This window comes from Sphingobium sp. B8D3B, assembly GCF_025961875.1.
Classification (GTDB): Bacteria; Pseudomonadota; Alphaproteobacteria; order Sphingomonadales; family Sphingomonadaceae; genus Sphingobium.
Window position 1 is genome coordinate 1,407,407 of record NZ_JAOQON010000001.1, and the last position, 21,663, is coordinate 1,429,069.

The window sequence follows — 21,663 nt, forward strand, 5'->3', positions numbered from 1 at the left end:
CTGGTCCTGTCATGATTTGCCCGGACGATGGATGACGCCGGCTTGGGTCACGTCAATGACAGTCATGCCCGCGGCAAGCCCGGACGCGATTCCGACCGGCGTATCCTCGAACACGAGGCAGCGTGCGGGCGCCACCCCCAGCAACGCCGCGCCGGCGAGATAAGGTTCGGCATGCGGCTTGCCTTGCGCCACATCATCGCCGCTCACCACGGCGCCGAAATGGAGGCGCCATGCCATCGTTTCCAAGATCGCTTCGACGCCATCCCGATTGCCCGACGACACCAGCGCCATGGGGATCGTGCCGGCATGACGCGCCAGCAAATCCGAGGCGATGAGGGCCGGCGCCTTCTCCTGCCGAAGCACGGTCTTGAAATGCGCCTTCTTCTCGGCATGCAGGGTCGCGATCATCGCATCGTCGATCTCGCCCATGCCCGCCGCTTCCGCAAAAGCCGGGATCGCGATCCGAGCGGGCGGGCCGACATTTGCAAGATAATCATCCATGGTGAAGCGATAGCCGCGCGCATCGAACACGGCTGCGTAGGCGAGCCCGTGGAGCGGCATGGTATCGACCAGCGTGCCATCCAGATCGAACAGCAGGGCGTCGTAAGCGGAGAGGTCCACGCCGAGCGGCCATGGCTTCACGGACACGTCCGGCGTCATTTCCGGCCCCGCGACATAACTAAAACGACCATCGACCCTCAAATAACCCCCTGCAATCGACGCACATCTGTCGCGCTGGCGAGCATTCTCTCAGCTGGCCGTCGTGAGAATGTGGAAATGGGTTGAATTCTTAATCCGAAATCTTGCTAGGTTGAACGCGCGCGCCATTGGCCATCGAGGAAAACCCGTGAAGTCTGTAAATGGAAAACCTGCAAGCGAGTTCCTCGACGATCGGCTTGCCGCAGCCAAAGAATTGACCGAGGCCTCAAACTATACCCCTGCCTTGGAGATTTACGAGGCAATATTTAAGGAGGGCATAACGGCCCACCGCGCCTTTGAGGGCGCCGGGCGCGCGCTGACCGGCGCGCTGATCGACGAGGCTTTGCCGACGGACTGGGGTCGGGAGCGGCTGGACGATCTCCTCCGGATCCTCGTCCTTGAGCGCGATCGCGACGGCACGCCCCCTGCCCTCTGCGCGCGGGTCGCAGCAGCCCACGCGGGCGGCAATCAAGGCGTGCTTAAGAAGGCGGCCGAGCTTCTTCGGCCCGTTCTGACAGCTTTGTGGGATGAGGGCGCGCGCGACCGCGGCTTTTTGATCGCCGTACTGCTGCTGCGCCACCCCCTGCAGGGCTGGCAGGACGAAGCCGCGATCTCGCGCTGGCATCTCGACCTGCTGCCGCAACTGGACCGACACGAACTCAGCCTGCCCTATAATGGCATGTTCGATGCGGTGCATTTTCAGCGCAACATCGCCGATCTGGCCGGTCTCGCCGAGAACACACCGCCCGATGCGCTGGTGCGTCGCTTTCCCGCCTGGCAGCTGCTGCTCTTCCTGTGGATCACGGGATCACGCCGTGCAGACGCACAACTTGCAGCATGGTTGGCCGCCTATCGCCGCGCTTATCCCGAGGGCGCAACCGATGAGGACGATGGCGCGGCGGTGCGCTCTCTGGCACTGTGCTGGGCGGTTTCGCCGGATGGTCCCGCGAGCGCCGCAGCAGTCACGACGGCCCTCGGTCCGGACCTAGCCGCGCTGGCGCAGCCGGGCCTCAAGCTGCGCTCGACTGCTAATCGCGCGCGGTCAAACGCAGCGCTAGCCCGGCTGGACTCCAGGCCGTGGCAGGCCGCCGCTTTCGTGGAGGACAAGGTCACGGGCAAGGCGCCTGTCCTCAAGCTCGGGCGGCGCCGTCCGCGCATTGCTGTGTGCGTTTCGGGCCAGCTGCGTGGGTACCGCGCCGCCTTTCCGACCTGGCAGGCCGGCTTGCTGCGCGACGCGGACTGCCATTTTTTCGTCCATAGCTGGAGCAAGATCGGGCGCTCCGGCGCCGAACCGTTCCGCGCTTATCTGCCCTTTGCCGGCGAAGCCTTTTGCGACGCGTGGCGCCTGCACGCCGGGCGGCTTGGCATGCCCGGCATGGCCGATCGATACCCGGCGCTATTCACTGCGTTGGCGGATGGCGGGATTGTTAGCAAGGCTGACCTCGAAGCCTTCTACGGCACGGAACATGTGGTGCTGGAGGACGATAGCGACCCGGATTTTGCGGGTTGGTCCAACCCCCGCAAGATGCATTACAAGCTCAAGGCCGCATCGGACATGGCGACGGCCCGAGGCGACGAATTCGATCTCATTCTGCGTATCCGCCCGGACAAGGTCATCGGCGCGAAAGCCTTCCGCTGGAGCGACGCCTTGGCCGCCTGCCGAGCGGCGCCCACGCTGCTTGCCGATGCGGCGATGGGCCATCAATATGGCACACTCATGATCGGGGATCAGGTCGCGCTCGCCAGCGCCGCAACCATGGCGCTCTATGCCGAAACGCTGGACATCGCGCCGCGCTTTCATGAGATGGCGCTCTATGATGCCAAGCCGGATTTGATGGGTCATGTCAGTCTTGCCCAGACCTCTTGGTATGCCGGCATCACCGTGGCCAGATTGCCGGCCCAGATGGGCAAGTTGATGGAAGCAGCGCCGATGGCGAGCAGCGCCATCTGCGCTGCCGTTGAGCAGGACGCTGCCGGCCGTCACGACGCCGTGGACAAGGCTTTGCTCACAGCGGCGCGAACGGACATGCAGAGGCGCTGAACTCAGGAGCCGACGACCATCCCGCCATTGGGGTGGAGCACCTGCCCGCTCATATAGCTGGAATCCTCGCAGGCGAGGAACAGGAAGCACGGCGCGACTTCGTTCGGCTGGCCCGGGCGACCCATCGGCGTGCTCTCGCCGAAATGCGCCAGCTTCTCCTTGCTGGCACCGCCAAACGGGTTGAGCGGCGTCCAGATCGGCCCCGGCGCCACGGCGTTGACGCGAATGCCCTTTTCGATGAGATTTTCGCTGAGCGAGCGCGTGAACGCCGTGATGGCGCCCTTGGTGCTCGAATAATCGAGCAGTTCCTTGGAGCCCTGATACATCGTGACGGACGTGCAGTTGACGATCGCCGCGCCCTCGCGAAGATGCGGCATCGCCGCCTGCACGACAAAGAACATCGAGTAGATGTTCGTCTGGAACGTGCGCTTGAGCTGTTCCTCGGTGATGTCTTCGATCGACTTGTCCGGGTGTTGCTCGCCGGCATTGTTGACGATGATGTCGAGACTCCCGAACGCGCCCACGGTGCGATCGATCAGGTCCTGACAGACAGCCTTGTCACCTAGGTCACCCGCAAACACCAGCGCGCGAGCGCCTTCCTGCTCGACCAGCTTTTGCGTCTTGGCGGCGTCTTCATGCTCGCACAGATAAGCGATGGCGACATCGGCGCCTTCACGCGCGAACAGCACCGCGACCGCCCGGCCGATACCGCTATCCGCACCAGTCACGACCGCGACCTTGCCTTTCAGTCGGCCCGACCCCGGGTAGCGCGGCATGAACTCCGGCTGGGGATCGAGCTTATGCTCGTCACCGGGCAGATTGTCTTCGTGGATCATCTCGATTGTGTCAGTCATGGATCATTCTTCCGTTCAGCACGTCACTTGACGTGGTCCGGCTTGCCCTTGCGGCTGCCGGAGGCAAAATCCTCAAGCTGGCTCTTGCTCATCGAGTCATACATCTCGCGTGAGGCACCCTTGAGGTCGGATTTGGCGCTGTCGCCGCGTTTGGCAGACAAGGCTGCCCCGGCGGCTTTCTGCTGCGCTTTGGATTTGGCTGGCATGGGTAAGCCTTCAAATTAAAAGGCCGCCCGTTCGTGCCGGGCGGCCTGTGCCTGTCGATCAGACGAAGGGATAAGGGATGCCCCAATATCCGTAGACCTGCCGGCCGTAGCCATGGTCGTAGACGGGGTCTTCCTGCGCATATCGCGGCGCGCCTTCGAGACGGGATTTCTCGATATCGACGACATAGCCGCCATATTCGGTATCATAATCGAGCATGTCCCACGGCAGCGGATAATAATCGCTACCAAGGCCGAACAGCCCGCCAAACGACATCACGGCATATTCAGCCTTGCCGCTCCGCTTATCGACCATGAAGTTGCGCACCGTCCCGAGCTTCTCGCCCTGCCGGTTGTACACCGTCGTGCCCTCGACCTTGTCGGAGGAGATGAGGCGCTGAGTTTCGTCAATTGCGATTTCGGTAGCCATGAGCCTGGTCCTCTTCCTGTTGAAGGTGGGCCTCGATCCACGGAAGGGGTTTGCCGATCCAACCGGGACCAAGGTGCCAATGCCGGACTATGCCGGCCCTGGGTCTTGAGGCGGCGCGTCAGCGCGACGCCATCTGCCAAACCAACGGCCAGATAGCGCAGGGGTTCCGGGTAAAGCGGCAAACCGATCGACAGCGAGTCACGCCGTGGCGCATCGGCGGCCAGAAGGCCGTCAGATCATGGACTGCGGCTGCACCAGACGATCGAAGGTCGCCGCATCGACAAGCCCGAGCGCAGAAGCCGCCTCGCGCAGGCTCAGGCCCTGCTCATGGGCATATTTGGCAATCTTGGCGGCGTTGTCATAGCCGACCTGGGGTGCCAAGGCGGTGACCAGCATCAGCGAGCGCTCGACCAGGTCTGCGATGCGCGCCTCATTGGGCACGATTCCTTCCACGCAGCGCTCGGCAAAGCTCTCCATTCCCATGCTCAGCAGATCGATGGAACGCAGGATCGCCGCACCGATCATCGGCTTGAAGACGTTGAGTTCGAGATGCCCCTGCAAGCCACCGACCGTCACGGCCTGATGATTGCCGATCACCTGCGCGGCAACCATCGTCAGCATCTCGCACTGGGTGGGGTTGACCTTGCCGGGCATGATCGAGCTGCCTGGCTCATTGGCCGGCAATTCCAGTTCGCCCAGCCCCGAACGCGGCCCTGAACCCAGCAGGCGAATATCATTGGCGATCTTGGTCAGCGCAACGGCGAGCGTTGCCAGAGACCCGGAGAGCTGGACCAGCGGATCGTTGGAGGCCAAGGCCTCGAACTTGTTGGGCGCGGTCTTGAACGGAAGATCGGTCAACGCCGCGATCTGCTTCGCCACCGCCTCGCCGAACCCTTGCGGCGCATTCAGGCCTGTGCCGACCGCCGTGCCGCCCTGCGCCAGCGGCATCAGCTCGTCTTCCAGGGCGCGGGAGAGACGGTTGCGGCAGTTGAGCAGTTGCTGAGCATAGCCGGAGAACTCCTGCCCCAGCGTGAGCGGCGTCGCGTCCTGCAAATGCGTCCGGCCGATCTTGACGATGCCGGACCAGGCCTTCGCCATCGCGCCGAGCAGATCGGCAAGATGATCGAGCGCAGGCAGCAGCCGTTCGACCAGCGCGCGGGCCGCCGCAATGTGCAGCGCCGTCGGGAAGCTGTCGTTGGACGACTGGCTCATATTGACATGATCGTTGGGATGGACCGGCGTCTTGCCGCCGCGCTGGCCGGTCAGCGCCTCGTTGGCCCGGCCGGCGATCACCTCGTTCACGTTCATGTTGGTCTGGGTGCCGCTCCCGGTCTGCCAGATGACCAGGGGAAACTGATCGTCCAGCTTGCCGGCCACGATCTCCGCCGCTGCCGTCTCGATGGCATCGGCGATGTCCGGGGCCAGTCCGTGCGCGCGGTTCACATGCGCGGCGGCGCTTTTCACAATGGCCAGCGCATGGACGATGCCGATCGGCATTCGCTCGGCCGGGCCGAACGGGAAATTCTCGATGCTGCGCTGCGTCTGGGCGCCCCAATAGGCCGCGTCAGGCACGTCGATGGGGCCCAGGCTGTCGCGTTCTTCCCGCATCTTCGTCACCGGTTTCTCCACTGTCATCTGCCGGGCCTGTCTATGTGCGCCGCCGGCTGGGTCCAAACCCACAGCTTGCGCGTTGTGCGCTCGTCCATGCCCATGGACAAGCCCCGTGGATAGGCAAGGAGCAGACCCCGAGCATGACACACGCGCTGATTTTCGTCGACGACAGCATGCCGGGCATTCGCCGCCGACCGAGTGGAAAACGCGGCTGGGCCTATTTCGATGCGGAAGGCCAACGTATCAAGGATCGCGCGGAGATCGACCGGCTCAACCGCATCGGCCTGCCGCCGGCATATACCGATGCCTGGTTTGCGCCCAATGCCCATGCCCATATTCTGGCAACGGGCATCGATGCGCGCGGGCGCAAGCAATATCGCTACCACCCGGATTTCACCGCCGAGCGGGACGCCCGCAAATATGAGGGCTGCGCCGCTTTCGGCGCCCTGCTGCCGCTGCTGCGCCGCCGGGTGGAGGATGATCTGGCCGGGCGCGGCCTGACTGCCGAGCGGGCCATCGCTTCGGTCGTCCAGCTGCTCGACAGCGGCCGCATCCGCGTGGGGAACGAGGCCTATGCCAAGAGCAATCGCAGCTTTGGCGCCACCACCCTGCGCCGGCGCCATGCCAAGGTCACCGGCAGCCGCCTCACCCTGCGGTTCAAGGCCAAGTCGGGAAAGCTGAGCGAAGTCAGCATGACGGACCGCCGCCTCATTCGATTCGTTCGCCAGATGCAGGATCTGCCGGGCCAGCACCTCTTCCAGTATTTGCGCGACGATGGCACTGCCTCGCCGGTCTCCTCATCGGATGTGAACGGCTATCTGCGCGAGACCATGGGCGCGGACTTCACCGCCAAGCACTTCCGGACATGGCGGGCGAGCGTGCTGGCGTTCGACTGGCTGCTGCACGAGCAGGAGGTCTCCACCCTCACGGCGATGCTGACCCATGTCTCCGAACATCTGGGCAATACGCCGGCCATCGCCCGCAAATCCTACATCCACCCCAATCTCATCGCCCTTGCGCGCGACGGGGCGAGCGAATTCCGCAAGCAGACGCGCCTGCCGCGCCAGACCAAATGGCTCAGCCGCCCCGAACGCGGCCTGATCGCCTGGCTGGAAGAGCAGCAGGTCGACGCCGGCTGATCAGCGGCAAACGCCCCAGCTGACCCCGCCCCGATCCGCCTGATCGAAGTGGAAGTGATCGGCATGCTGGCGGTTATAATCCGGCGAGAGCACGGTCGAAAACACGCGGCATGCGCCATCTCGCACGGTCCGCAGGAAGGCGGCCTCTTCGCCCTCCCCGTCCCAATCCCGCAGCACCGAGATCCGGCGGCCGTCGCTTAGCACGAAGCCGGCAATGTCCAGCGCATTGGCGGTGGCATGTTCGCTCCATGCGCCTTCGCCGCGCCCGTACATCCGCCGGCAACTATAGCTGCCCAGATGCTCGATGCGGATAACCGACGCGCCAAGAATTTGCTGCGCGGCAGGCTGGACGACCTGCCAGGTCCAGAGCGCGGTGGCGGCCATAACGGTGCAGGCCGGGGCCACGTCCGTCGGCGAAAGGGCGAGCATGTCCTGGCCAGCCGCAAGGCGGGTGGCGGTCGTAACCCGGCATTGGTCACTGCCGAAAGCCGGGATCGCCGTCGTCTCCAACCCGGCGCGATGCAGCAAGGCGCGACATTGTGGCGCATCGTCCCGCAACCCTGAGAGCTTGTGCCGCGTGAACAGGCCGATGGGCTGATCGAGCGTAAGCGGCGTCCAGGGGAGGTCCTGCGGGGCCGGGCGGAACAGTGCGAACGCCAGCAACGCTGCCAGAACCAGGGCGCCCGCCCAGACGAGCCAGCGGATCGCGCGATAAAAACGGGATGCCTTCATAGCTGCCTAACGCGGCAGGACGCGTTCCGCTTCCGACAGGGCCATGCAACTGCTGGCGCACGCAGGCGTTGATCGATCAGACGACAAGGAAATCACGAAAGGATTTGAGATGTCGATGCCCGAAGACCCCAAGACGAAAACCGAGACGGACGAAAACCCCGAGGTCCGCGATGCCGGGCCGGATGCGATGAAGCACAAGCCCGCCCCGGGCAAATGGGACGAGATTGACGAAGCCTCGGACGAGTCCTTTCCCGCCAGCGACCCGCCAGCATTCCAGCCGTCGATAACCTGACGATCAGGCGGACGCGGGCGGTGCCACGGCGCCTGCCCGCGCCACGTCGATCGTCGCGATTTGCCCATTGCGCAATCCGTACACGACGAACACGCGCACCTGAATGCTCTCGCCTTGCTTGAGCGGCGCGACCACGAAATCGGGCGCGTCCTGCTGCGCCGTGAAGGTGCTGGTGCAATCCACCGCAATTCCATTATCGTCGATCACCAGCCCATGGATGGTGAGATCTTCCCGTACCGTCTGGAACATGGTGCGATAGAAGTCGCAGATGCCATCGCGTCCGTTGATGACAGGCACTGAGGGTAGCCGCAGCACACAGTCCTCTGTGTAGTAACGCCCTGCCCGCTCCATATCGCCAGCGCTGAACGCCGCCGCATAGGCATGATAGGCCGCACGCCCGCCCGCATGGGATGAGAGCATCGGCGCCTTGGTGACGCCCTGCTCCGCCGGCCAGGTCATGGAGCACAGTTCCTGGATTTGCCCGGCCTCGTTCAACAGATAGGTCACGAAGAACCGCACCGTCAGAATATCGCCCGGCAGCAAGGGCGCGAAGGGGAAATCGGGGCGCGGCGCGTGGCAGATGAAATCCATGTCCACATCGACGAACAGCCGGTTGCCCTCCCGCAGTACCAGCCGGGGCCGGATGACCTCGCGTACGCCGTCATGGGCCCAGTCGAGGAAATCGAGCAGGCCATCGCGCCCACGGCAGACGCGGGTGCTGCTGTACATCACGCAATCCGGCGCGAACCATCGCTCGACAAGGCGATCATCCTGACCTTCGTTGAAGTCGGCGACATAATCGTCGTAATTCAAGGCTTTTTCCTCGCTGAAGGAACGCCTTCACGCCCCATTTGGTCGGCCCTTTTGGCCATGCGCAGCAACATGCCGTCCAGGTCCGACAGTTCGGACTCGCTGAAATCGGCCGTCAACATGCTGAAGAACTTGCGCCGGTCCATATGGACCCGCTTGTAGCTGTCCTGCCCCTTTTCGGTCAGTACCAGCAGGCTGCTCTTGCGGTTTCGGGGGTTTTCCTCGCGCCGCAGAAAGCCTTCTTCTTCCAGAACCCGCACCGCGCGGCTGACTTCCGCCCGGTCCACCAGCGCTGCGGCCGACACTTCACTGGCACTTTTGGTGCCCATCACCGCGAGATGGGCCAACACGCGCCACTCCGCCAGCGAGACACCCGCATTGTCCCGGATGTGCTGGACCGAAAGCCGGTCCAGCATCTTGCCGAGCATCAGCAGACGATAAGGAAGGTGGCGGGAATCGAAGATGCGCCAGGCTTCTTCGAGAGGACCCGCCGCCCCGTTATTGTTATCCTTTGCGCTCAATTGCGCTCCCCCTCTCCTCGGGCCGCCCCGGTTAGACCCGAGGCGGCACTATAATTCGCAGCGCGCCCTTAGAGGGCGACGCTGACCGCCTTGAGTTCAGTATAGGCCTCAACTCCGGCCTTGCCATTCTCACGGCCCCAGCCGGATGCCTTGTAGCCGCCGAGCGGAAGCGCGGGATCGACGCCGCCCGAACCGTTGATGCGGATGGTGCCGGATTTGAGGCGCCGGGCCAGCTTGTGTGCAGTGGAGATATTCTGGGTGTAGATGGATGCGGACAGGCCGAACTCCGTCTCATTGCCCCGCGCGGCCAGCGCCGCGACATCGTCCTCATCATTGAAACGCATCGCACAGAGTACCGGGCCGAAGATTTCCTCGGCGCGCACGCGCATGTCGGGCTTGGTATCCACCAGCACGGTGGGCTGGACGAAATAGCCGCCTTCATAGCCCTCGCCGGAAAGGCGATCGCCGCCGGCAAGCACGCTGGCGCCTTCCTGGCGGCCGGACTCGATATAACCGGTCACGCGGTCAAGCTGCGCCGCGCTGACCAGCGGGCCGATCATAGTCGAGGCATCGAGGGTCTGGCCGACCTTCATGCCACGGGCCATGTTCACCACGCCTTCCAGCACGGCATCGGCCACCTTCTCATGCACGAACAGGCGCGATCCCGCCGCGCAGACCTGACCGGCATTGAAGAAGATGCCCATCGCCGCCGCCGGAATGGCCTTGGAAAGGTCGGCATCCGCAAAGATGTAGGTCGGCGACTTGCCGCCCAGTTCGAGCTGCACGCGCTTGAAGTTGGTTTTCGAGGCTTCGATGATCGCCTTGCCGGTCACCGTCGAACCGGTGAACGACACCTTGTCGACATCGCGGTGCGCAGCCAGCGCCGCGCCAGCGGTCCGGCCGAAGCCCGAGACGATGTTGATCACGCCTTCCGGGAAGCCCGCCTCAAGCACCAGCTCGCCCAGCCGCAGCGTGCTGAGCGGGGTCTGCTCGGCCGGCTTGAGCACGACGGTGCAGCCCGCTGCGATCGCCGGGGCCAACTTACCCATAGCCATGACCAGCGGAAAATTCCACGGCACGATCTGCGCGCACACGCCGACCGGCTCGCGCAGCACATAGGAGAGCCATTCGCCCGGTGCGCTGATCTCTGCGGTCTCGCCGAAGATCTTGGTCGCCCAGCCGGCATTGTAGCGCAGCTGGCCAACGGCGCCCGCAACGTCGATCATCCGCGAGAACTGGATGGGGCGGCCCACGTCCAGCGTCTCCAGCAGCGCCAGTTCCTCGGCATTGGCTTCGAGCAGATCGGCGAGCTTGAGCAGCAAATTGGTCCGCTCGGTCGGTTTCACGCCCGACCAGGCACCCTCGAACGCCTTGCGCGCGGCGGCGACGGCCCGGTCCACATCGACCTCGCCGGCGCTTGCGACATTAGCGATGAGTTCACCGGTCGAGGGATTGAGCGTTTCGAAGGTTTCGCCGGATGCGGCCTCGACCCACTGCCCGCCGATCAACATTTTGACCGGGCCGTTAGCGTAGCGCATACGCAGTTGCTCAAGCAGACCGGGATTGTAAGGCGCATTCATCGAAACAGACATCCTTTCCAGCAGCCGTCGGTACCCTGACGGCAGAGATCATGTTGAATCATCATGATCTCCTCAATAACAGCAGACATGCGTCCACGCCAACTCTAGCGCGCCGGAAGTCCATGGAGAGTGACTTTGTCCGAAAATTCCTTTGATTATGTGATTGTCGGCGCGGGGTCCGCCGGGTCGGTGCTCGCGGCACGACTCACCGAGGACCCGAATGTGCGCGTCCTGCTGCTGGAGGCAGGCGGCGGTGGCGATGACTGGCTGATTCGGATGCCGCTCGGCTTCCTCAAGGCGCTGTTCAAGCCCGGCTACACTTGGCCCTATTGGACCGAGCCCGAGCCGCACATGAACAACCGCAAGCTGATCCTGCCGCGTGGCAGGCTGCTCGGCGGCTCCAGCTCGATCAACGGCATGGTGTTCATGCGCGGTCACAGCGCCGATTTCGATCGCTGGGCGCAGATGGGCTGCAAGGGCTGGAGCTACGCCGATGTGCTCCCCTATTTCCGCAAGATGGAGCGCAGCTGGCGCGGCGCGTCCGATCTGCACGGCGCCGAAGGCCCGCTGAGCGTGACGCCCAACGCCACCAAATGGCTGCTCCACGATGAACTCATGGCCGCCGCGAAGAACGCCGGCTTCCCGATCACCGACGATATTCACGATGGCGACGAGGAAGGCGTCGGCCGCGTCGAGCTGACCATCGACAAACACGGCCGTCGTGCCTCGACCTATGCCGCCTATCTCAAGCCCGCCATGGACCGGCCCAATCTGACGGTTCTGACCAACGCGATGACCCAGCGCGTGCTGACCGAAGGCAAGCGGGCGACCGGCGTGGAGTATCGCCACGACGGCACCCTCAAGACTGCCCTCGCCCGCCGCGAGGTCATCCTTTCGGGCGGCAGCTACAATTCGCCGCAGTTGCTCATGCTCTCCGGCATCGGCCCGGCGCAGCATCTGCGCGAGATGGATATCGAGGTTGTGCATGACCTGCCCGGCGTCGGCGAGAACCTCTCGGAGCATCCGCGCACGCCGGTACTGTTCGAGGCCGCGCCGGTCACCTTCGTCAATGAGTTGCGCTTCGACAGGGCAACGCTCTCCGTGCTGCGCTGGTACTTCATGGGCACCGGCCCCTTTGCACGGCAGGTGAACAGCGCCAACCCGGTGCTGCGCACAGACCCGCGCCTCGCCCAGCCGGACATTCAGCTCTGGTGCAACCCCGTGACGCTGGACGCGCATCTGTGGTTCCCCGGCATCAAGAAGCGTCCGCCGCACAAGCTGACCGCCGACGTCATCCTGCTCCACCCGGAGAGCCGCGGCCGGGTGTTCCTAAAATCGCCCAAGGCCGACGATCATGTCGGCATTTTCCTCAACCTGTTCAGCGCGCCGGCCGATTTCGCGACGGCGCGCGCGGGCATCCGCATTGCGCGGAAGATCTATGCCACTTCGCCGCAAGCCGAGATCACCGGCAAGGAAATCTCGCCCGGCGCCGATGTGGTGAGCGATGAAGCGCTGGATGAGCATATCCGCGCCACGACGACGACCACGCAGCATCCGCTCGGCACCTGCCGGATGGGCACCGGCCCGATGGCGGTGGTCGATCCGCAGCTGCGGGTGATCGGTATGGAGGGCCTGCGGGTCATCGATGCCTCGGTGATGCCGGACGAGACCGGCGGCAACATCAATGCGCCCACCATCATGCTCGCCGAGCGGGCGGCGGACATCCTCAAGGGCAAGGTCCTGCCCGCCGACGAACTGGTTCACACAGGAGAGTATGCCGCATGACCCGCGAGGACTTCGAGCGCTATATCGGCGCCTCCAACGCCAATGATTTCGATGGCTTCACCAGCTTCTACGCAGATGACGTAGACTTTCAGCTGGGGGACCGGATGCACATCGTCGGCCGGGAGAAGATCGGCGAGTTCTATCGCGGCGTGAAGGCGCATTTCGAGGAGACGCTGACGATCCTCGACCTCATTCTCGCCGATGACGGCGCCGCGCTGCGGGTCCACACGCGCTTCGAGACGATCAAGGACTGGCCTGAGTTCGAAATGTGGCCGACCAAGAAGGGCGATGTGCGCGAGATCGAGAGCATTATCCTGTACCGCATCGCGAACGGCAAGTTCACCCACATCAAATCTGCCCGCTTCAAGGAACTCTGAGTCTTGGCCAACAGCTCCACGCCCGACTTCATCGTCATCGGATCCGGCTCGGCCGGCGCGGTCATCGCCGCCCGCCTGTCGGAAGACCCCAACGCCAAGGTCCTCGTGCTGGAGGCCGGACGCCGCGAACGCGATATCCGCCTCACCATGCCGATCCTGTTCCCGTTCGTCATGGCCGATCCCAAGTTCAACTGGAGCTATATGGGCGAGCCGGAGCCGTTCGCCGATAATCGCCAGATCCGCCAGCCGCGCGGCAAGGCACTGGGTGGCTCATCGATGATCAACGGGATGCTCTATGCGCGCGGCCATGCGCGGGATTATGACGAGTGGCGCCAGCTCGGCAATGAGGGCTGGAGCTATGACGATGTGCTGCCCTACTTCAAGAAATCGGAAAATCATTGGGGGCCGGAAGACCATTGGCATGGCAAGGGCGGCCCGCTGAGCGTCAAGCAGCAGCCCAAGACCAACGATCTCTATCAGCGGTTCATCAGCACCGTAAAATCGCTCGGCTATGACGAGCGCGACAGCTTCCACCGCGCCGAGCAGGAAGGTTGGGGACCGCCGCCGCTCAACATTCATGAGGGCACGCGCGCCAGCACCGCCGCCCGGTTCCTCATTCCGGCGATGTCGCGGCCCAATCTGACGGTAGAGACCGGCGCGCTGGTCACGCGGATTGAAGTCGCTAACGGCCGCGCGGTCGCGGTCCACTATCGCGACAGCGAAGGCCGGGACAAGAGGGTCGTCGCCGGACAGGAAATCATCCTTTCGGGCGGTGCCTATAATTCGCCGCAGGTGCTGCTGCTCTCGGGCATCGGCCCGGCCGAGCATCTCGCCGAGCAGGGCATCGATGTGGTGCATCACCTTCCCGGCGTCGGCATGAACCTGCAGGACCACCCTTCGGTCGCGATGGTCAATGCAGCGGCGCGCAGCGTGACGCTGACCAACAGCCTGCGCATCGACCGCTCGGCGCTCGCCGCGCTGCAGTGGCTGCTGACGCGCGGCGGCATGATCGCGGATATGCCGGTGACCGCCAACGGCTTCATCAAGACCCGGCCCGAGCTTGAGCGCCCGGATGCGCAATGCCTGTTCCAGCCGACGATGATCGGCGCGCAGACCTGGTTCCCCGGCTGGCGCAAGCCCAAGGCGGACGTGGTGGCCATGGCCTGCGTGCTGCTGCGGCCCGAGGGTCGCGGCTGGGTGAAGCTGCGCTCGGCAGACCCGACGGACAAGCCGCGCATCCTCTCCAACGTGCTCTCCACCGAGAACGATCGCGCCTTCTTCCGCCGCCTCGTGCCGCAACTGCGCGAGATCTTCTCCACCGCACCGCTGAGCGACGTCTTGCGCGGCGAGGTGATGCCCGGCCCGAATGTGAAGAGCGATGCGGAGATCGATGCCTGGGTGCGCAGCGCGATCAACACCGCCCTGCACCCGGTCGGCACCTGCGCCATGGGGCAGGATGACATGGCGGTGGTCGATCCGCGCCTGCGCGTCCACGGCCTCCAGGGCCTGCGCGTGGCCGATGCCGCCATCATGCCGCGAATCGTGGGTGGCAACACCAATGCCGCAAGCATCATGATCGGCGAGAAGGCAGCCGACATGATCAAGGCGGACAACGGCCTGCAGGCCTGAGGCGAGCTTGCCGGTGACGTAACGTCAGCTCAGGGCGGCCCGGTCGAACGGGCTGCCCCGGCTTGCGTTCGCCCATTCATGGCGCGATAGGCAGGGCAACCTCAAAATTTGCAGGAGCCTTGCCTCATGCCTCGGCGTGTCCATCATATCGTTTCTCTCGCGGGCTGCACCGCCCTCCTCGCCCTTGCCGCTCCGGCCGCTGCCAATGAAGGCATGTGGATGCCGGGCCAGATCAAGGACATTGGTGCGGCGCTCAAGGCCGATGGCCTGGCGCTCTCACCCGATCAGCTCGGACGGCTGGATGCCGCGCCGCTTAACGCCATCGTTTCGCTCGGCGGCTGCTCGGCTGCATTCCTCAGCCCCGAAGGGCTGGTCGCGACCAACCATCACTGCGTTCAGGGGTCGATCCAGTATAATAGCGGCGAAGGCCGGGATTATCTGACCAATGGCTTTCTCGCCAAGGAGCTTGGCGAGGAACTGCCCGCCGCGCCCGGATCGCGCATCTATGTGATCGAGGATCTGCGCGACGTGACCAGCGCGATGATGCGCGGCGTAACGCCCCGCCTCGATGGCCTCGCCCGCTACGAGAAGCTGGACGCCAATCGCAAGGCGCTGATCTCGGCGTGCGAGAAGCAGGCCAACCGCCGCTGCGACGTACGGCCCTATTATGGCGGCGCGGCCTATTATCTCCAGCAGCAGCTCGAGATTCAGGACGTGCGGCTCGTCTACGCGCCGGCCGAAGGGCTCGGCAATTTCGGCGGCGAGACAGACAACTGGATGTGGCCGCGCCACACCGGCGACTTCGGCTTCTATCGCGCCTATGTGGGGCCGGACGGCAGCTCAAAGCCGTTCGCCAAGGAGAACGTCCCCTACCGCCCGAAGTCCTGGCTGCGCATTGCCTCGCAGGGCGTGAAGGAAGGCGATTTCGTGATGGTCGCCGGCTTCCCCGGCACCACCAACCGCCTGCGCACCAGCGATGAAGTGCTGTTCAACTTCGCGGAATATGAGCCGCTCTGGCAGCGCCTGCTGAGCGACTATGCAACGCAGATCGACAAGGTCACGGCAGGCGATCGGGAGGCGCAGATCCGCTACGCCTCCATCCTCGCGGGGGCCGAGAATTACGAGAAAAAGCTCGCGGGCGACCTGGTCGGTGCCGACGCCATCCGCCTTGATGAGCGCAAGCCGGCCGAGGAAAAGGCCTTCCGCGACTGGGTCGCTGCCGATGCGGCCCGTCAGGCGCGCTACGGGGCGGACATTGCGGCGCTGGATGCGGTGGTCATCGAGAATAACAAGGCTTCCCTCACCGGCCTGCGCACCTCCCTGCTCAACCGCGCCCAACTGCTCGGCGCAGCCCGCACCCTGTATCGTTGGGCCAAGGAGCAGGAAAAGCCCGACGCCCAGCGCGAGAGCGGCTTCCAGCAGCGCGACCGCGAGAGCATTGTCGACCGGCTCCGTCAGGTCGAGCGCCGCTTCCTGCCCAAGATCGATCGTCAATTGTTCGAGGCTGCGCTCGTCGAATATCGCCAGCTCGACGCCGCCGATCGCGATGCCAAGTTCGAGGCCGCGCTCACACAGATCGGCTTCGACCGGCTCTATGGCGAGACCAAGCTGGGCGACACGCCAACCCGGCTGGGCTGGCTGGATAAGCCCGCCTCCGCCTTCGAGACCTCGGACGATCCCTTCATCAAGCTCGCCATCGCGCTCTATGCCGGCGACATGGAAAGCGAGCAGGCCGCCAAGGCTCGCTCGGGTCGCACGCAGGCTGCGCGGGCGGGCTATATGAAGGGTCTGATGGCCTACAAGCAGGCGGCCGGCCTGCCCCTTTATCCCGATGCCAACAGCTCGCTGCGCCTGACCTGGGGCAAGGTGATGGGCAAGGAGAAGGACGGCCAGATCTGGACCGCCTTCACCACCGCCGAGGGCCTTCTTGCCAAGCAGACCGGGAAGGGCGAGTTCAATGCCCCGCAGGGCGCAATCGATGCGATCAAGGCCAAGGACTACGGCCCCTATGCCGCGACAGAGCTGGGCACGCTGCCGGTCGACTTCATGTCCAATGTCGACATCACCAATGGCAACTCGGGTTCCTCGACGCTGAACGCGCGCGGCGAATTTGTCGGCCTGGCGTTCGACGGCACGCTGGAGGGCGTAATTTCCGACTGGGCCTATGTGGCCGAGCGCAACCGCACGATCCACGTCGACAGCCGCTTCATGCTCTGGACGATGGACAAGGTCGACGGCGCGCAGCGGCTGCTCAAGGAAATGGGCGTTACGCCCGTCGCCAGCCGCTGAGGCGCAAGGATGGGGCGGCGCGGCCGCCCTGCCCCCCTGTCCCCACACGCACCAAAAGAGAAAGGCCGCTCCGGATGTCTCCGGGGCGGCCTTTCCTTATGTCAGCCTGACGCTGTCAGGCGCGTCAGAAGCTCTTGCGCACCGAGAGATACCACTCGCGGGGACGGCCCGGCTGGGCTTCCGTGGTGGGCTGGCCGAAGGGCACCAGATCGAAGATGTTGTAGTAATACTGCTTGTCGAACAGGTTGGTCGCACCGACCGCCACGGTCAGGTCGCCCGCATCGTTCTGGTAGCTGATCCGCCCGTTGAACACGGCGCGGCCGGGGATCTGGGCGATCGGGCTGCGCGAGTTGAACGAGATCTTCGACTGATAGAAGCCGTCGATCCGCGGCGTGATGGAGCCACCCAGTTGCTCGACGGGAATCTCGTACTGGATGCCAGCCGAACCCGTCCACTGCGGCACATAAACCGGCGTCTGGTTCACCACGAGCGGATCGTTGCGCAGTTCCGGCGCATCGAAATGCGTGTAACCGCCCGCGAGGTTGAACGTCAGGCCATCGACCGGACGGGCCTCCAGCTCGACCTCGAAGCCCTTCACCTTGCCCGGCGAATTGACGTAGTTGGTCTTGGAGATGCAAGCCACGCCAATGCCCTGCGCGAGGTTGACCGCACCGTCCGTCGCCGGATTATAGGCGCGGCACAGCTCGTTGCCGCCGGTCACAGCCGGATCGACCTGCGTCCCGGCGAGCGTGCAGACACCGGTCGTGCCGTTGTTGATGCACTCCGAACCGCTCTGCGAGACGATGCGCGAGGAGTAGTCCGAATAGAAGCCGGCGACGTTCAGGCGCAGACGACGGTCGAAGAAGTCACCCTTGAAGCCGAGTTCGTAGGCGACCATTTCCTCGGCCGCGACGGGCACGAGTTGCGAGGCCTGGAACGGACGCGGGTTGAACGCACCGGGACGATAGCCCGACGCGATCGAGCCATAGACCATCATGGAATCGGTCAGCTTGTAGTCCGCGCCGAAGCGGTAATCGATGCGGTCGTCCTTGACGAGCACGGGGCGAATGATGCCGCCCTGGCCGTTGTTGAACAGCGTGTCCTTGGTATCCTCCGAGTAACGCAGGCCAGCGGTGAGCTGCAGGCGATCGAGCGGACGAACCTGCGCCTGGGCATAAGCGGCCTTCGCTTCGCTATCCACGCTGATGCGGGCGTTCTGCTGGAAGTTGAGGAACGGGATCGAGACGTTGGACGTCGTGAGGCCCTTGCCCTTGTAGTAGAACAGACCGGCGGTCACATCGAACAGCGGGCTCGTGTAGTTGAGGCGCGGTTCCACCGTCCACTGCTCATGCGTGATGATGGACTTGGTGGTCTGCAGGCTCAGCGGCGAGCCGTCGGTATCGTTCACGGCGGTCGTGAATACGTTGCGGTAGCTGCCCAGCACGGTGAGCGTCAGGTCCTGGGTCAGATCGACCACGGCCTTGCCGCTGAAACCGTAATTCTCGATCACAGCCTTGCGGTCGAAGCACTGGCCGCCACGGTCCGACCCACCGTTATAATAAGTGCCGGCGATGTTGGTCCCAGCCGGGATCGGATCGCAATAGGTGGCATAGGTGGTGTAAGGGCTGTTGGTGAGGAAGCGGCTGTCATAGCTGACCCCCCACAGTGGCTGATAAACGGCCGCATCAAGCGCCTGCGTAGCTGCACTCGGCACGATGCGCAGTTGCTTGTTCGCCACCGCCGGGGAATCATCGTTGGTGTAGTCCGCCGAGAGCGTCAGGTCGATGCCAGTGCCGGCGTAACGCAGCGCACCGCGCAGGGCGACGACGCTTTCACCGCCATAGCGGCCCAGTTCGCAATCGGTCTGCGAGGCGCCGGAGAGGAAGCCGTCCGAGGGATCGAGCGAGGGGAACCTTCCGGCGAGGCCGGGCGTGCCCTGACGCACCATGTCGCAACGGAAGTCGAGCAGCTTCTGGTAGCCCTTGCGCTTCTTCGAAACGCCTGAGACGCGGAAGAAGAGGTTCTCAGAAAGCGGCACGTTGAAGCCGGCGCGCAGGTCGGTGCGGTTGTAGCTGCCCACGGTCGCTTCGACATAGGCCGAAGGTGTCGCGTCAGGGGCCTTGGAGATCAGGTTGACGGCGCCGCCAATGGCATTGCGGCCGAACACCGTGCCCTGCGGGCCGCGCAGCACTTCGACGCGCTCAAGATCGAGCAGATCGAAGGTCGAACCGGCGAGCAGCGCATAATATTGGTCGTCGACATAGAAGGCCACGCCCGGCTCGAACGCCAGGTTGAAGTCATACTGGCCGATGCCGCGGATATAGGCCTGCACGGCGCGGCCAAAAGAGGCGTTGGCTGCCGCGAAGCTGGCGTTCGGCACGATGGCCGCAACGTCCTGAATGTTGTTGATCGCCCGATCGGTCAACGCATTGGCGGTCACGGCGGTGATGGCCAGCGGCGTTTCCTGCAGGTTAGTGGCCGAGCGCGTCGCGGTCACGACGATCTCTTCGACACCGGCGCGCTGGGGCTGCGCCTGGGCAGCGGCATCGTCCTGCGCCTGTGCGGGCGCTGCGATGCTCATGGCAAAGACGGACGCACCCGCCATGCCCAGAAGCTTGTTCCTCAACGAAAACGACATTCCAAATCTCCCAAAACGCGGGCGCAGGCCCATTGATTGATGGGTGAATGCCGCGCCGCATCCCCGCGCCGTCGGGGGACAGCGTCGCCCGCGAACAGGCCAGGACACCACGCAGCTTCACCGCGTTATTGGAGTGATCAGCAGGGACTGGACTTAGGCTCAGAGACGAACGAGGTCGCCTTTGCCTGTGAGCCGATCAGGTACGATGAGGGCCTGATCGAAGCCACCGGGCTTCGCCTGTATTGCATCCTTCTCCTGCTGGCATAAGACCAGCCGAACAACGCCAATACTCCGAGATATTGACTTTGCCCGATACTCCAGCCTGCGCCATTGGGAGAGTGCCGATGAGAAAACAAGAAATTTCTCATCGAGCAGGAAATATCGATGACTTTGTCAGAAAGTGTCGCATCCATGCCACGATGGGCCATTGCGTGCGGACCGATGGCGCCCCTTGTTCCGATCCCGTCGAAACCGCGTCGCACCGGCTCTCGCGCGGGCTCAATGAGCGACATCGCCGCCCGTCACAACCGCTAATCTGCAACTTTGCCCTATAAGGATGTTGATTCCCCATCAACACCGTGTTTTGGTGCAATCCGATAAAAAGCCCGGCTGGTCGGCCGGATGGATGCGGGATGGCTGAATATGAACAGGTTTGACGTCGAAGACTTCATCGATCGGTCGCGGATCAGCGCCACCCAGATCATGGCGCTGCTCGTCTGCGTTCTGGTCTGCTTCATCGACGGGTTCGATATCTTCATGATCGGCAAGATCGCGCCGGCCATCGCTGCAGATTTCGGAGAGACCTCCGAGGCGATGACCAAGGTGTTCGTCTATCAGCAGATCGGCCTCGCCATTGGTGCCTTCAGCATCGCCCCGCTGGCGGACCGGTTCGGACGGCGGTTCATGCTCATGGTCTCCTGCCTCATCTTCGGCACGATCACCATCGGCAGCATCCATGCCCAGACGCTCACGCAGCTGGCTGTTCTGCGCGGCATTGCCGGCGTGTTCATGGCGGCGGGCCTGCCAATGGCCATGGCGCTGATCTCCGAGCTGACCCCCAAACGCAAACGCTCGACGCTGATCTCTCTGGCGCTTGTCGGCTTCTCGACCGGCAGTGCCGCCAGCGGCGTCGTCGCGGCGTGGCTGCTGGACAGCTATGGCTGGGAAAGCGGCTTCTGGATCGGCGGCCTTGTGCCGATTACCTGCGCGGTGCTGCTCTTCCTGATCGTGCCGGAATCGCTCAAGTTCCGGGCCGAGCGCAACCCGTCCGACCAGCGGATCGCGACCACGATCCGCAAGATCGACCGCAATGTCGACCTGCGGGGCGACGAACTGTTCGTGATCGAGAGCGGTGGCGCCAAGGGGCGCAAGGCCAAGCTGTCCGACGTGTTCTCCGAGGGTCGCCTGACCATGACGGCACTGGTCTGGGCTGCCTGCACCCTCAGCATGACCAACACGGCCCTGCTTAGCGCCTGGATGCCGACCTTCTTCCTCGAAATGGCGGGCGTCCCCATCCAGGATTTCGCGAAGGTCGCCATGATCGGCTATCTCGGCGGGGTCGCGGGCACGCTCTCCATCGGCTGGCTGATGGACCGGATGCGCCCTGCCCTGCTCATCGCCTGCTTCTATGTGATGCTGGCCGTGACCATCAACCTGCTGGGCTGGGTGCCCTTCTACTCCGCCTTCTTCGTGGTCGCGCTGCTCACCTGGCAGTTCTTCCAGACCGGCGGACAGTCCGGCCTCAACACGATGATCGCCCAGGTCTATCCGCCCCGGATGCGCAGCACGGCATTGGGCTGGGCCGGTGGCGCCGGGCGCATTGGCGGCATCGTGGCGCCGATTGCGGGCGGCTTCGCGCTCGCCCAGCACTACTCGCTGCAACTCACCCTCGCGCTGACGGCAGCGCTGCCGCTGGGCACCGCGATCTTGATGTTCGCTCTCGCCTATATCCGCCGCCAGGAAGAGGCGAAGGATAGAGAGCCCGTCACGCTCGCGCATTGATATACGCGCTCGACGGTTGTCGGGCGACAAGG

The 21,663-nt window shown here is 64.2% G+C and carries 18 protein-coding genes; 8 read left to right on the forward strand and 10 right to left on the reverse strand.

Going from position 1 to position 21,663, the window contains the following annotated elements:
- Positions 1-9: 9 nt before the first annotated feature.
- Positions 10-648 carry an HAD family hydrolase gene (locus tag M2343_RS06585; protein WP_264576043.1) on the reverse strand — a complete coding sequence of 213 codons (639 nt, stop codon included), beginning with the start codon at positions 646-648 and terminating at the stop codon, positions 10-12.
- Positions 649-847: 199 nt separating this feature from the next.
- Here M2343_RS06585 and M2343_RS06590 point away from each other — a divergent pair, with 199 nt between their 5' ends.
- On the forward strand, positions 848-2,740 hold the full coding sequence (locus M2343_RS06590; protein ID WP_264576044.1) for a hypothetical protein: 1,893 nt from the start codon (positions 848-850) through the stop codon (positions 2,738-2,740).
- A gap of 2 nt (positions 2,741-2,742) precedes the next feature.
- Here M2343_RS06590 and M2343_RS06595 read toward each other — a convergent pair whose 3' ends face one another.
- The 4 genes from M2343_RS06595 to fumC all read right to left on the reverse strand — a co-directional run bounded on the left by M2343_RS06595 (position 2,743) and on the right by fumC (position 5,862).
- Positions 2,743-3,594: an SDR family oxidoreductase gene (locus M2343_RS06595; RefSeq protein WP_264576045.1), complete on the reverse strand. Its 852-nt coding sequence runs from the start codon at positions 3,592-3,594 to the stop codon at positions 2,743-2,745.
- 23 nt (positions 3,595-3,617) lie between these two features.
- Positions 3,618-3,800 (reverse strand): DUF3008 family protein, encoded by a 183-nt coding sequence (locus M2343_RS06600; RefSeq protein ID WP_264572550.1) that lies wholly within the window; start codon positions 3,798-3,800, stop codon positions 3,618-3,620.
- A 58-nt stretch (positions 3,801-3,858) separates the two neighbouring features.
- Positions 3,859-4,227, reverse strand: coding sequence for a PRC-barrel domain-containing protein (locus tag M2343_RS06605; RefSeq protein ID WP_181559327.1), 369 nt, complete (start codon positions 4,225-4,227; stop codon positions 3,859-3,861).
- Positions 4,228-4,458: 231 nt separating this feature from the next.
- A complete protein-coding gene (gene fumC, locus M2343_RS06610; protein ID WP_413716011.1) occupies positions 4,459-5,862 on the reverse strand; it encodes a class II fumarate hydratase in 1,404 nt (467 codons plus the stop codon).
- Positions 5,863-5,978: 116 nt separating this feature from the next.
- Between fumC and M2343_RS06615 the strand changes: the two genes are divergently transcribed.
- Positions 5,979-6,977: a DNA topoisomerase IB gene (locus M2343_RS06615; protein ID WP_264576046.1), complete on the forward strand. Its 999-nt coding sequence runs from the start codon at positions 5,979-5,981 to the stop codon at positions 6,975-6,977.
- Here M2343_RS06615 and M2343_RS06620 read toward each other — a convergent pair whose 3' ends face one another.
- Positions 6,978-7,709, reverse strand: a complete 732-nt coding sequence (locus M2343_RS06620; RefSeq protein WP_264576047.1) for an extensin family protein — start codon at positions 7,707-7,709, stop codon at positions 6,978-6,980.
- Between the two features lie 109 nt (positions 7,710-7,818).
- Between M2343_RS06620 and M2343_RS06625 the strand changes: the two genes are divergently transcribed.
- Positions 7,819-8,001, forward strand: a complete 183-nt coding sequence (locus M2343_RS06625; RefSeq protein WP_264572224.1) for a hypothetical protein — start codon at positions 7,819-7,821, stop codon at positions 7,999-8,001.
- Positions 8,002-8,004: 3 nt separating this feature from the next.
- On the opposite strand, the gene M2343_RS06630 is transcribed toward M2343_RS06625, so the two are convergent.
- From M2343_RS06630 to M2343_RS06640, 3 genes are all read right to left on the reverse strand, one after another.
- Complete coding sequence (locus M2343_RS06630; RefSeq protein ID WP_264576048.1) at positions 8,005-8,814, reverse strand: nuclear transport factor 2 family protein; 810 nt, start codon at positions 8,812-8,814, stop codon at positions 8,005-8,007.
- Positions 8,811-9,239, reverse strand: coding sequence for a MarR family winged helix-turn-helix transcriptional regulator (locus M2343_RS06635; protein WP_264572545.1), 429 nt, complete (start codon positions 9,237-9,239; stop codon positions 8,811-8,813). Before M2343_RS06635 ends, M2343_RS06630 begins: the two co-directional genes overlap by 4 nt.
- Positions 9,240-9,400: 161 nt before the next feature.
- Positions 9,401-10,912: an aldehyde dehydrogenase family protein gene (locus M2343_RS06640; RefSeq protein WP_319799394.1), complete on the reverse strand. Its 1,512-nt coding sequence runs from the start codon at positions 10,910-10,912 to the stop codon at positions 9,401-9,403.
- A 135-nt stretch (positions 10,913-11,047) separates the two neighbouring features.
- Between M2343_RS06640 and M2343_RS06645 the strand changes: the two genes are divergently transcribed.
- The 4 genes from M2343_RS06645 to M2343_RS06660 all read left to right on the forward strand — a co-directional run bounded on the left by M2343_RS06645 (position 11,048) and on the right by M2343_RS06660 (position 16,992).
- Positions 11,048-12,697, forward strand: coding sequence for a GMC family oxidoreductase (locus M2343_RS06645; RefSeq protein ID WP_264576049.1), 1,650 nt, complete (start codon positions 11,048-11,050; stop codon positions 12,695-12,697).
- On the forward strand, positions 12,694-13,074 hold the full coding sequence (locus M2343_RS06650; RefSeq protein WP_264576050.1) for a nuclear transport factor 2 family protein: 381 nt from the start codon (positions 12,694-12,696) through the stop codon (positions 13,072-13,074). The genes M2343_RS06645 and M2343_RS06650 overlap by 4 nt, the downstream gene beginning before the upstream one ends.
- A 3-nt stretch (positions 13,075-13,077) precedes the next feature.
- The gene (locus M2343_RS06655) at positions 13,078-14,703 is read left to right on the forward strand and encodes a GMC family oxidoreductase (RefSeq protein ID WP_264576051.1); all 1,626 of its coding nucleotides are present in this window, start codon (positions 13,078-13,080) and stop codon (positions 14,701-14,703) included.
- 126 nt (positions 14,704-14,829) lie between these two features.
- Complete coding sequence (locus tag M2343_RS06660) at positions 14,830-16,992, forward strand: S46 family peptidase (protein WP_264576052.1); 2,163 nt, start codon at positions 14,830-14,832, stop codon at positions 16,990-16,992.
- Positions 16,993-17,116: 124 nt separating this feature from the next.
- Here M2343_RS06660 and M2343_RS06665 read toward each other — a convergent pair whose 3' ends face one another.
- Positions 17,117-19,630 (reverse strand): TonB-dependent receptor, encoded by a 2,514-nt coding sequence (locus M2343_RS06665; RefSeq protein ID WP_264576053.1) that lies wholly within the window; start codon positions 19,628-19,630, stop codon positions 17,117-17,119.
- A 642-nt stretch (positions 19,631-20,272) separates the two neighbouring features.
- On the opposite strand from M2343_RS06665, the gene M2343_RS06670 reads away from it, so the two are divergent.
- Positions 20,273-21,631, forward strand: coding sequence for an MFS transporter (locus M2343_RS06670; protein ID WP_264570000.1), 1,359 nt, complete (start codon positions 20,273-20,275; stop codon positions 21,629-21,631).
- Positions 21,632-21,663 lie beyond the last annotated feature (32 nt).

What these genes read in the sequence shown, in the direction of transcription:
- M2343_RS06615 (WP_264576046.1), top strand. Translation starts at nt 5,979, where the DNA reads ATGACACACGCGCTGATTTTCGTCGACGACAGCATGCCGGGCATTCGC.
- M2343_RS06660 (WP_264576052.1), top strand. Translation starts at nt 14,830, where the DNA reads ATGCCTCGGCGTGTCCATCATATCGTTTCTCTCGCGGGCTGCACCGCC.
- M2343_RS06670 (WP_264570000.1), top strand. Translation starts at nt 20,273, where the DNA reads ATGAACAGGTTTGACGTCGAAGACTTCATCGATCGGTCGCGGATCAGC.
- M2343_RS06600 (WP_264572550.1), bottom strand. Translation starts at nt 3,800, where the DNA reads ATGCCAGCCAAATCCAAAGCGCAGCAGAAAGCCGCCGGGGCAGCCTTG.
- fumC (WP_413716011.1), bottom strand. Translation starts at nt 5,862, where the DNA reads ATGACAGTGGAGAAACCGGTGACGAAGATGCGGGAAGAACGCGACAGC.
- M2343_RS06640 (WP_319799394.1), bottom strand. Translation starts at nt 10,912, where the DNA reads ATGAATGCGCCTTACAATCCCGGTCTGCTTGAGCAACTGCGTATGCGC.
- M2343_RS06650 (WP_264576050.1), top strand. Translation starts at nt 12,694, where the DNA reads ATGACCCGCGAGGACTTCGAGCGCTATATCGGCGCCTCCAACGCCAAT.
- M2343_RS06635 (WP_264572545.1), bottom strand. Translation starts at nt 9,239, where the DNA reads ATGCTCGGCAAGATGCTGGACCGGCTTTCGGTCCAGCACATCCGGGAC.
- M2343_RS06620 (WP_264576047.1), bottom strand. Translation starts at nt 7,709, where the DNA reads ATGAAGGCATCCCGTTTTTATCGCGCGATCCGCTGGCTCGTCTGGGCG.
- M2343_RS06625 (WP_264572224.1), top strand. Translation starts at nt 7,819, where the DNA reads ATGTCGATGCCCGAAGACCCCAAGACGAAAACCGAGACGGACGAAAAC.
- M2343_RS06665 (WP_264576053.1), bottom strand. Translation starts at nt 19,630, where the DNA reads ATGTCGTTTTCGTTGAGGAACAAGCTTCTGGGCATGGCGGGTGCGTCC.
- M2343_RS06605 (WP_181559327.1), bottom strand. Translation starts at nt 4,227, where the DNA reads ATGGCTACCGAAATCGCAATTGACGAAACTCAGCGCCTCATCTCCTCC.
- M2343_RS06595 (WP_264576045.1), bottom strand. Translation starts at nt 3,594, where the DNA reads ATGACTGACACAATCGAGATGATCCACGAAGACAATCTGCCCGGTGAC.